This is a genomic window from Aeromonas sp. 9A (assembly GCF_963900955.1).
In the GTDB taxonomy this organism is placed as follows: domain Bacteria; phylum Pseudomonadota; class Gammaproteobacteria; order Enterobacterales; family Aeromonadaceae; genus Aeromonas; species Aeromonas salmonicida.
In genome coordinates this window covers 1-9,680 of record NZ_CAWRFG010000011.1, presented here as the reverse complement: position 1 = coordinate 9,680, position 9,680 = coordinate 1, and the positions used below count along the sequence as shown (strand labels likewise).

At 64.6% G+C, this 9,680-nt stretch carries 14 protein-coding genes; all 14 read left to right on the top strand.

The genetic code is table 11. The features are described from left to right. Positions 1–50: 50 nt before the first annotated feature. Genes AACX78_RS22125 through AACX78_RS22065 form a run of 14 tightly spaced genes read left to right on the top strand, consistent with a single transcriptional unit; the run spans position 51 to position 9,655 of the window. Positions 51–1,175, top strand: a complete 1,125-nt coding sequence (locus tag AACX78_RS22125) for a DUF2586 domain-containing protein (protein WP_159167608.1) — start codon at positions 51–53, stop codon at positions 1,173–1,175. Between the two features lie 3 nt (positions 1,176–1,178). Further along, the gene (locus tag AACX78_RS22120; protein WP_159167607.1) at positions 1,179–1,634 is read left to right on the top strand and encodes a phage protein; all 456 of its coding nucleotides are present in this window, start codon (positions 1,179–1,181) and stop codon (positions 1,632–1,634) included. A gap of 9 nt (positions 1,635–1,643) precedes the next feature. Then, the gene (locus AACX78_RS22115) at positions 1,644–1,853 is read left to right on the top strand and encodes a TraR/DksA family transcriptional regulator (RefSeq protein WP_159167606.1); all 210 of its coding nucleotides are present in this window, start codon (positions 1,644–1,646) and stop codon (positions 1,851–1,853) included. 23 nt (positions 1,854–1,876) lie between these two features. Next, positions 1,877–2,203 (top strand): phage holin, lambda family, encoded by a 327-nt coding sequence (locus tag AACX78_RS22110; protein ID WP_159167605.1) that lies wholly within the window; start codon positions 1,877–1,879, stop codon positions 2,201–2,203. Next, positions 2,190–2,651, top strand: a complete 462-nt coding sequence (locus AACX78_RS22105) for a glycoside hydrolase family 24 protein (RefSeq protein WP_159167604.1) — start codon at positions 2,190–2,192, stop codon at positions 2,649–2,651. Before AACX78_RS22110 ends, AACX78_RS22105 begins: the two co-directional genes overlap by 14 nt. Continuing rightward, positions 2,648–3,082, top strand: a complete 435-nt coding sequence (locus tag AACX78_RS22100; RefSeq protein WP_159167603.1) for a hypothetical protein — start codon at positions 2,648–2,650, stop codon at positions 3,080–3,082. The genes AACX78_RS22105 and AACX78_RS22100 overlap by 4 nt, the downstream gene beginning before the upstream one ends. Then, positions 3,018–3,209, top strand: coding sequence for an Rz1-like lysis system protein LysC (lysC, locus tag AACX78_RS22095; RefSeq protein WP_236556389.1), 192 nt, complete (start codon positions 3,018–3,020; stop codon positions 3,207–3,209). The genes AACX78_RS22100 and lysC overlap by 65 nt, the downstream gene beginning before the upstream one ends. After that, on the top strand, positions 3,206–3,469 hold the full coding sequence (locus AACX78_RS22090) for a putative phage tail assembly chaperone (protein WP_159167602.1): 264 nt from the start codon (positions 3,206–3,208) through the stop codon (positions 3,467–3,469). The genes lysC and AACX78_RS22090 overlap by 4 nt, the downstream gene beginning before the upstream one ends. Continuing rightward, positions 3,466–3,654, top strand: coding sequence for a DUF6890 family protein (locus AACX78_RS22200; protein WP_407704539.1), 189 nt, complete (start codon positions 3,466–3,468; stop codon positions 3,652–3,654). The genes AACX78_RS22090 and AACX78_RS22200 overlap by 4 nt, the downstream gene beginning before the upstream one ends. A 9-nt stretch (positions 3,655–3,663) precedes the next feature. Next, positions 3,664–5,715, top strand: a complete 2,052-nt coding sequence (locus AACX78_RS22085) for a phage tail tape measure protein (protein ID WP_159167601.1) — start codon at positions 3,664–3,666, stop codon at positions 5,713–5,715. A gap of 14 nt (positions 5,716–5,729) precedes the next feature. After that, positions 5,730–6,053, top strand: coding sequence for a DUF2590 family protein (locus AACX78_RS22080; RefSeq protein ID WP_159167609.1), 324 nt, complete (start codon positions 5,730–5,732; stop codon positions 6,051–6,053). Continuing rightward, positions 6,050–7,237: a baseplate J/gp47 family protein gene (locus AACX78_RS22075; RefSeq protein ID WP_159167600.1), complete on the top strand. Its 1,188-nt coding sequence runs from the start codon at positions 6,050–6,052 to the stop codon at positions 7,235–7,237. Before AACX78_RS22080 ends, AACX78_RS22075 begins: the two co-directional genes overlap by 4 nt. Next, on the top strand, positions 7,230–7,832 hold the full coding sequence (locus AACX78_RS22070; protein ID WP_159167599.1) for a phage tail protein: 603 nt from the start codon (positions 7,230–7,232) through the stop codon (positions 7,830–7,832). Before AACX78_RS22075 ends, AACX78_RS22070 begins: the two co-directional genes overlap by 8 nt. After that, a complete protein-coding gene (locus AACX78_RS22065; protein WP_236556388.1) occupies positions 7,829–9,655 on the top strand; it encodes a phage tail-collar fiber domain-containing protein in 1,827 nt (608 codons plus the stop codon). The genes AACX78_RS22070 and AACX78_RS22065 overlap by 4 nt, the downstream gene beginning before the upstream one ends. Positions 9,656–9,680: the final 25 nt, after the last annotated feature.

Genomic DNA, 9,680 nt, shown 5'->3' with positions numbered 1-9,680 from the left:
CGACTACGGCTGGGACGTCAACAAACAAGACCTGAAGGGGAACTAACGCCATGTGGCCTTATGTACAGATCAACAACTTGAACCAGATGCAGGGGCCGGTGACCGAAGTCGAGCGCCACCTGCTGTTCATTGGCAGCGCCGCCAGCAACACCGGCAAGCTGCTCTCCCTCAATACCCAGTCCGACTTTGACCAGCTGCTGGGCGCCGCTGACAGCGAGCTCAAGGCCAACCTGCTGGCCGCCCGCGATAACGCCGGCCAGAACTGGACCGCCGCCGCATACGTGCTGCCCACCGACCAATCCTGGCTGGATGCGGTACGCGAAGCGCAGCAGACCCAATCCTTTGAAGGTGTCGTGGTATTGGGGCAAGCATGGGACGCCGCCAGCATCAACGCCGCCCACGCCCTCAACCAGGAGCTGATCGCCAAGTGGGGACGCTGGCAGTTCATGCTGCTGGCGGTGCCGGGTATCAATGCCACCGGCGAAGGCGCCCAAGACTGGCCCGAGTACGAGGCCACCCTGGCCGCCCTGCAGGAGGGCATCAAGGCCGACTCGATTGGCCTGGTGCCGATGCTCTGGCCCAACCTCATCGGGGTTTATGCGGGCCGTCTGTGCAACCGGGCAGTGAGCATCGCCGACAGCCCCTGTCGAGTGAAGACCGGCGCCCTGGTCGGCCTTGGCAACAAGCCGGTGGACAAGGACGGGATCCCGCTGCCGCTGGCCACCCTGCAGACCCTGGAGCAAAACCGCTACTCGGTGCCGATGTGGTACCCGGATTATGACGGCCTCTATTGGGCAGACGGGCGCCAGCTCGATGCCGAGGGCGGCGACTACCAGGTGATCGAGAACCTGCGCATTGCTTACAAGGTGGCGCGCCGGACCCGTATCCGCGCTATCGCCCGCATCGGTGACCGCTCGTTCAACTCCACCCCGGGCAGCACCGCCGCCGCCATCACCTACTTTGGCAAGGACCTGCGCGAGATGGCCAAGGCCGCCACCATCAACGGCCAGCCGTTCCCGGGCGACATCGCCTCCCCCAAAGATGGCGACATCAGCATCCAGTGGACTGCCAAGAACCTGGTCTCTGTCTATGTGGTGGTGCGCACCGTGGACTGCCCCAAGGGGATCACCGTCAACATCATGCTCGATTTGAGCCTCAACAACGGGGAGGGCTAAGCAATGACCCGTCGTATTTCCGGTGCCAGCTTTGACACCACCCTGATGGGGGCCATGGTCCACATCGAGAAGGCCAGCCTCTCCATCAGCGACAACAGCGCCGTGGCCCAGACCCGGGGCGTCCCGGATGGCTATGTGGATGGGGACGTCTCGGCGGAGCTGGAATTCGAGCTCGACACCAAGAACCTCAAGTTACTGGCCGATGCCGCCAAACGGGCGGGCAGCTGGCGCGGGATGGAGCCGGACGATGTGCTGTTCTACGCCGACACCGGCAGCGACCAGATGAAGGTGGAGGCCTTTGGCGTGAAGCTGTTGGTCTCCGACCTGCTCGACGTCGATCCCAAGGGCGGCAGCAAGAGCGTGCACAAGGTGAAAGGCTTTGTGACCTCCCCCGATTTTGTTCACCTCAATGGCGTGCCGTACCTCTCCAAGGACGACACCCGCCACCTGCTGGGTTAAGGGGGAACAGTGGACGATATCGACCGCGCCAACCAACACGCCGCCCGCATGCTGGCGGCCCAACTGGCCAAACAGGTGGGCAAAGGGCGCTACCAGGGCATGAGCCTGCATCAGTGCGAGGAGTGCGACGACCCCATCCCAGAGGCCCGTCGCCACCATGTGCCGGGGGTGCGCCTGTGCGTCCCCTGCCAGTCCCGCCTTGAACGGCTGGCCCGCTAACCCGAGCAACGGACATGAACCACATGCCTCACAAAGATCCGCCCCTCGCCACCGCCCTGCTGGCCTGGCTGATGGACAACTGGCCCGCCGTCTATGGCGCCCTGCTGGCACTTGCCATCGCGTTCCTGCGGATCACCTATGCCGGTGGTCGGGGTCGCCGCCGACTGATCGAATCCCTGCTGTGCGGCCTCATCACCCTGGCGGCCGCCACCGGTACCCACCTGTTGGGTATCCCCCAAGAGGCCACTCCGTTCCTCGGCGGCGTGGTGGGGCTGCTTGGGATCGACATCATCCGCGACCGGGCCGCACGGCTCTTCAACAAGAAGGAGGACAACAATGCCGCGCAGTAATTGCCACCCGCAGGTGGCCGCCTTTCTGGACATGCTGGCCTATGCCGAAGGCACCAAGGGCCGGGGCGATGACGGATACGACAAACTGGTCAACCCGGCGGGGTTCTTCACCGACTACCGCACTCACCCCAACGTCAAGGTGCAGGTGAACCCGCGCCTGGTCAGCACGGCCGCCGGCCGCTATCAGTTCTTGTCCAGGCACTGGCCCCACTACCGTGACCGGCTCGGCCTGCCGGACTTTGGCCCCGAGTCGCAAGACACCTGGGCCATCCAGCTTATCCGCGAGCGCAAGGCGCTGGCCGATGTGGTCGATGGCCGCATCCCCCAGGCAATCGCCAAATGCGCCAACATCTGGGCCAGCCTGCCCGGTGCCGGTTATGGCCAGCGTGAACACAAGCTCGCCGACCTGCTGGTCAAGTTCACCGAGTTCGGCGGGGTGCTGGCATGAGCACGTTCATCCGGCTGTTGCCGACCCTTATCGGGCTGGTGATTGGCACCGTGCTGTATGTCCAGGGGGAGCTGCTCACCCGTCGCGCCCAGGCACTGGCCACCGCCAACGAGACCATCACCACCCTGCAGACCACCAACGAGCAGCAGGCCAGCCAGCTGGCGACGCTGCAACGCGATGCTGCCGGGCTGCGCTCGCTGCTCACTCACCAGAACGCCGCCCTGACCGAGCTTGACCAACAACAGAGGAAAACTGCCGATGACCTGCAACACGCACTGGCCACGCCGCCGACGGGCCGCCCGAATTGTGCTCGCGAGCCTCTGCCTGTTGGCGCTCTGCGCCTGCTCCAGCCAGCCAAGGGCCCTGGTGCACACCCAGGTAGTGAAGCGGCTGCCACCGCCGGGGCTGGTGCCCCACTGCCCGGAGCCTGAATTTAACGCCGCGACCTGGGGCGAGGCCGTGGCCTTTATCCCCACCCTGCAGGGCGCGCTGCGCCGCTGCCAAACCCAACTCGACACCCTGAATCAGTGGATTGAACAAGAGGAAACCACCCCATGAGCAAGCAAACCATCACCCTGACCATCGCCGGCACCGACATCTGCTTTGAGCCCACCCTGGTGGCCTACAACAGCTACATCAACGACCTGGCCATGAACGACAAGGTGGCACCGGCCCACAACTACCTGCGTAAGATTGTCAGCGCCGAGCACAAGGAGGCCCTGAGCGATCTGCTGGCCCTGCCGGGCGCTGCCCTGCAGCTGACCGCCAAGGTCAACGAGGAGTTCGCGCCGGCGCTGGATATCACTGTAAAAAACTGACCGGGCGCGCCGAGGCCATCGAGCGCAACCAGCTGGAACAGGTACTGGCGCTGCGGCGCCACTACCTGCCCCATGAAGAGGATGACCTCGACAGCCTGGCCCGCGCCCTCTGGTTTGATAAGCACTCACGGGACACGCTCGCCTTTGCCGTCGCGCAGGGGATAGCCAAAGCCTTCAACGGATAAGAGACCCCTATGGCCTGGATGGAAAAACTCATGATGCAGGTGGCACTGGTGGACAATGCCACCAAGCCGCTGGCGGGCATCAACACCCAGATCGACCAGATCAGCAAAGCCGGTCGGCAGGGGTGGACCAACATGGCCATGGGCACCACCACAGTGGTGGCCGGCGCCATGGCGATCCAGAACGTGCTGGGCCCGGCTATCGAAATGGATCGGGCGCTGGCCGAGGTGGCCTCGCTCGACGTGCATGAGAAGACCCTCAAGCAACTCTCCGACACCGCCCTGCAGTTCTCGCTGGACTATGGCGAGTCAGCCAGTGAGTTCGTGCGCGCCTCCTACGATATTCAATCCGCCATCGCCGGACTGGAGGGCAACGAGCTGCCCGCCTTTGCACGCGCCTCCGGGGTGCTGGCCAAGGCCACCAAGGCCGACACCGCCACCATCACCAACTACATGGGCACCATGTACGGCATCTTTGAGCAGCAGGCCGTGCGCATGGGTAAAGCCAACTGGGTGGAGGACGTGGCCGGCAAGACCGCCACCGCGGTGCAGATGTTCAAGACCACCGGCCAGGGCATGACCGACGCCTTTAAGGGCATCGGTGCCAACGCCACCGCCGCCGGCATTTCGATGGATGAGCAGTTCGCCGTGCTCGGCCACCTGCAGGCCACCATGGGCGGCGGCGAAGCCGGTACCAAGTTCAAATCCTTCCTGGCCGGGGTCGGCAACGCCCAGAAGGCGCTGGGCCTGCAGTTCACCGATGCGGCGGGCAACATGCTGCCGGTGCTCGATGTGCTGGAAAAGCTCAAGGCCCGCTATGGCGAGACCCTGACAGTCGCCGGCAGTGATGAGCTGAAAAAGGCGTTTGGCTCCGATGAAGCGGTGTCGATGATCAAACTCTTGATGAGCAACACCAAGGCGCTCTCGAGCAGCATCAATGCCCTGGGCAACACCCACGGCATGGGCAAGGCCGAGCAGATGGCCGCCGCCATGACTGACCAGTGGCAGCGGGTCGAATCGGCCTGGTTTGCTATTCGAGCCGCCGCGTTCGGTGCGGTACTGCCGGCCATCAATCAGGTAGTGGGCGCCTTTGCCGATGGTGCCGACACCGTGCTGCGCTGGACCCGGCTGTTTCCCCACCTGACCAAGGCGATCAGTTACGCCATCCTGGCCATCGTCGGGCTTGGCATGGTGACCGGTAGCTGGTTACTGCTGGCAGGCCTGGCCAAGCTGGTGACCCTGGGCTGGGGCATCGTCATGACGGGGCTGCTCGCCCCGCTCAAGCTGCTGCGCGGCGCCATGGCGCTGATGCGCACCACCGTCTTGTTGGTGAACCTCGCCATGTACGCCAACCCGGTGCTGCTGATCGTGGGCGGCATCCTCGCCCTGGTCGCCGCCGTGGCGCTGGCCATCGTCTACTGGGACGAGCTCTATGCCGCCTTTTCGGTACTGACCAGCTTTGAGCTGCTGGGCGCCTTCTTCAGTGGGCTGGCCGAGACCTTTGGCCCCCTCGCCTCCCAGGCACTGATCCCCATTGCAGACACCCTGGGGATCATCGTGACCTTGCTCGGCCAAGCCTGGGACTGGCTCGGTTCCTTCTTTGGGGCCACCGAGCGCGCCAGCCTCGGGGTCGATGGGGTGACCGATGCCGGCCGGCGTCTGGGGTCCGTCCTTGGCGCCGTGTTCGAGGCCCTGCTCACCCCCTGGCAGTGGATCATCAAGGCCATTCGCTACGCCCTCGACTTGATGGGAATGATCCCGGGCATCGACATCGACACCAGCAAGCTGGTGATGCCGGACCTGAGCCTGCCCCTGACCCGCCAGCTGCAGGCCCCGGCGCCGATGGCGCGCATCAACGCTCCGCTTGCGCGCTACCGCCAGCAAGACCAGAGCGCGGTGCCCTCGGGTGGCCTGGGCCAGCAGTTGATCCAGGCCAACGCGGCCGCAACCACGGCCAACCAGAAACCGGCCAAGGCCCTGCACATCGGCGAGGTGCACATGCACAACCAAAACCCGATGACCCCGGAACAGATGGCCGAGAACGCCTGGCTGGAGACCAAATGATGAGTGAGCCCCTGATCCACGAACCCAAGTACATCGACATCCTAGTGGTGAACGGCGCCTGGCAGCTCGATGCCGGCGGCCAGCCCCGCACCACCCAGGACCGCCACAGCATCGGTCAGGACATCAAGCACCGCATCATGGAATCCGGGCTCGCCCGCAAGCTCATCGGCGAGCGCAGCCCGACCCTGCGCAGCGATGTGATGACCGAGATTGAACTGCTGGTAGAAGACGACGAGCGGCTGGTGCCCGGCACCATCCTCCTCCGTGAAGAGGCCCCCGACCGGATACTGGTCGCTGCCCGCACCTATGAATTCGGCGAACTGGAGGTAACCCTGTGAACCTGCGCCCGACCGTGGACTTTATGGCCCTGCTGGCCGAGACCGGCGTCCCGACCACTGAGCAGGCCATGGAGACCGAGCTCAAACAGGAGGTGGTGGCCGCCGGCTCCCTCATCACCAATGACAGCGATGTATCACCCTTCTGGCGGCTGGTGCGCGGGGTGGTGATAACGCCGGCGCTGTGGCTTATCCGCACGCTCTTGGCCGGTCATGTGCTGCCCAACACCTTCGCGGCCACCGCCACCGATGCCTATCTCGACCTCAAGGCCTGGGACGTGGACCTGACCCGCAAACCCGCCCAGACCACCCGGGGCCTGGTCAACTTCGTCAAAGCCAACCCCAGCGAAGCGGCCACCATCCCGGCCGATATCTGGGTCACCACCGAGCGTATCAACGGCACCATCTACCGCTTGCGGCCCTTGCAGGCGGTGGTGAGCCCAGCCGGCGAAGCGGTGGCTAAAGTGGTGTGCGAAGCAGAGTTCGCCGGGGCTGCCTGGAATCTGGCGCCGGGCTATTACAACCTGCTGAGCGAACCGGTCACCGGCATCTTGTCGGCCCGCAACGATGACAGGGAGTGGATAACCACCCAGGGGGCCGATGCCGAGGGCAACGACGCCTTGGGCTTGCGCATCCAGAACCAGTTCTCGGCAGTGGGGCGTTATCACATCGACGCCATTTACCGCTCTATGCTGGCCAGCGTCGCCGGCATTCGGGCCGACCACATCTTCTTCGAACACGAAGCCCCGCGGGGGCCGGGGACCGCCAACGCCTATATCCTGCTGGAGGTGGGCGCCACCCCGGCCAGCCTGATTGACCAGCTCAACGACTACGTGGGCCGCCAGGGCAACCATGGTCATGGCGATGACCTGTTCGTGATGAGCATCCCCGAGACCCAGCACAACCTTACGCTGTCGCTCTGGCCACAAGCCAACCTCACTGATGAGCAGCGTGCCGCCCTTAAAGCTGGCGCCGAGAACCTGGTCAAGGCGGCGTTTCGTCAGTCGGCGGATTTTCCGAGTGTGACCCGTACCTGGCCGCGCTCGCGCTTCTCGCTCTCTCAGCTCGGCCGCGAGCTGCACAGCCAGTTTCCGCAGCTGCAGAGCCTGCGCTTTGGTGAGAGTGACATCGTGTCTGGGTTGGCCATCCCGCGATTGAGCAAACTGGTGGTGACCCTGCATGACTAAGCCGACCCCGCTTGAACACAACCGGCAGGCGCCGGTGCTGCCCGATGCCAGTGCCCCCTGGTGGGAGGATGGCTACACCATCAGCCCCGCCCACGCCGAGCCGGGGTTTCTGGCGCGGGGCATCAATGCCTTCTGGCAGCGGCTCAAGGGCTGGTTGCTGCTGCCGCTGGCCCAGCAAGACCCGCTGACCTGCTCGGAATCTCTGCTCTCGTTGCTTGCCTGGGAGCGGGACATCGCCCGTTTTAACGGCGAGCCCATCGCGCTGTTTCGCAAGCGGGTCAAGTTCGCCTTTGTGAACGCCCGGGACGCCGGCGAAGTGGCCGGCTTTAAGCGCATCTTCGAGCGCCTTGGTATCGGCTGGTGTGACATTCACGAACGCCAGGCCGGCACGCCCTGGGACGTCATCACCATCGAGGTGACCGACAGCGCCATCGCCGGCAACCAGCAGCTGATGGAAACCCTCATTCAACACTATGGCCGCACCTGCCGCCGCTACCGTTTCCAGGTGGTGTACCCGGTCACCGGCACTCTGCGCACCGGTCGCATCGACATGAGCCAGCAGGTGTTCGGCGCAACCCTCAAGAGGACAGCATGAGCCAAATCATTACCAACGCCTTTGCCAACTACCTGCAGGCGTGCCTAGCAACCCAAGTGCCGGTGGTGCTCGATGAGTTCGTGCTGGCCAATATCCCGGGCCTTGACCCCAGCAAACCCATCAGCCCTGACCAGGGCTTGCCGCCAGCCAACCAGATTGTGCATCGGCGCGCAGTGGACCAGCGCGGGCGCATCAACAACGACGCGGTGGCCTACACCATAGTCATGGACACCACGGTCGGCGATTTCAGCTTCAACGCCCTCTACCTCATCAACAAGGCCGCCGGTGTGGTGGGGATGATTGTCCACAAGGGACTGGAGACCAAACTCAAGACCCATGAGGCCACCGGCCAGACCGGCAACAGCCTGGTCAAATCCATGCTGATGGAGTACGACCGCGCGCCGGATGCCACCGCCACCCATGTGGATGCCAGCACCTGGCAGATTGACTATGCCGCCCGCCTGCGCGGGATGGACGATGACCTGCGCCTGCAGGCGCTGCAGTTCTTCGGGCCGGCCACTTTCTACGGCAACGGCTTTAATCTGGTCAATGAATCAGGGGTCTACAAGGTGCAGCCCGGGGTGGCCTACGTGGGCGGCCTGCGCGCCCAGCTCGATGAGGTCAAGAAGGTGACCCCGGGCGCCAAGCCGGTGGGGCTCTGGCTCGATATCTACCGGGCTGGCTCCCTGCTCGATGCCTGGGTGAACCACTTCACCCTGACCTTGAGCGTGCCAGACCTGGTGGATTACCGGGACGCCAACGGCCATCAACACCACGTGGCCAAGGTGGCCATCATCAATGCCAATGGCAGTGTCACTGACGTGCGCCGCAAGCGCACCATCGAGCTGACCGGGGATGTGACTGGCAAGGGCATCCTGGAAGATGCCCAGGGTGTCAGCATCGCGGTGGAGATAAAGGACGGCAGCCACCGCCACAAGTGGGGCGAGCTCGACCAGGTACCTGCCACCGCCAGCCGCTGGCCCAGCTGGGCAGAGGTGACCAGCAAGCCGGACCTCGCGGCAGCCAACCACACCCACCCGGGCTCCTGGCTCAATCCCATCAACTTGAGCACGGAGGACCTCGACACCCTCAAAGCACCCAAGGTGTATGCCCAGCACGCGAGCGCCAACGCCTCGGCGGCACGCCACTACCCGGAGAACAGCGCAGGGTCGCTGATTGTCAGCAGTGGCGCCGGTCCCCAGCAAACCTACCGGGTCTACAACTCGAGCCGGGTCTGGCGCCGGGCCCAATACAGCACCGGAGCCTGGACACCCTGGACTCGGGATTACAACACCGGCAACAAACCCACGCTGGCCGAGCTGGGGGCCGCGGCGGCCAGTCACGCCCACCCCTGGTCCCAAATCACCGGGGTACCGGTGCATGCCACCCGCTGGCCCACTTGGGCTGAGGTCAGCAGCAAGCCCGCCACCATGCCACCGGCCGCGCACACTCATCCCTGGGCGCAAGTGACCGGGGCGCCGGCCACGGCCACCCGCTGGCCCGCTTGGGGCGAAGTGAGCGGCAAACCGACCACCATGCCGCCGAGTGCACACACCCACACCGCGGCTCAAGGCAACGCCGATATTGTGGCCAGTGGCTGGGGACAGGTTGGCTCGTATGCCATGGCCTGCTGCATCGCCTACGTAGGGGCAAAAACGGCCGGCTACGTCATTGCCGGCAGCAACTTGAAACTGGCCTGCGGCTCTGACCAATGGGCGGGTCGAGGGGCCACCTTGCCCGGCACCTGGAAACTGCTCGGCTATATCGTCGGGGATGGCAAGGACGGTGGCTGGAATAACTCAACCTGGATCCGCATCAGCTAAGGGACATCTCATGAGTATCGACATC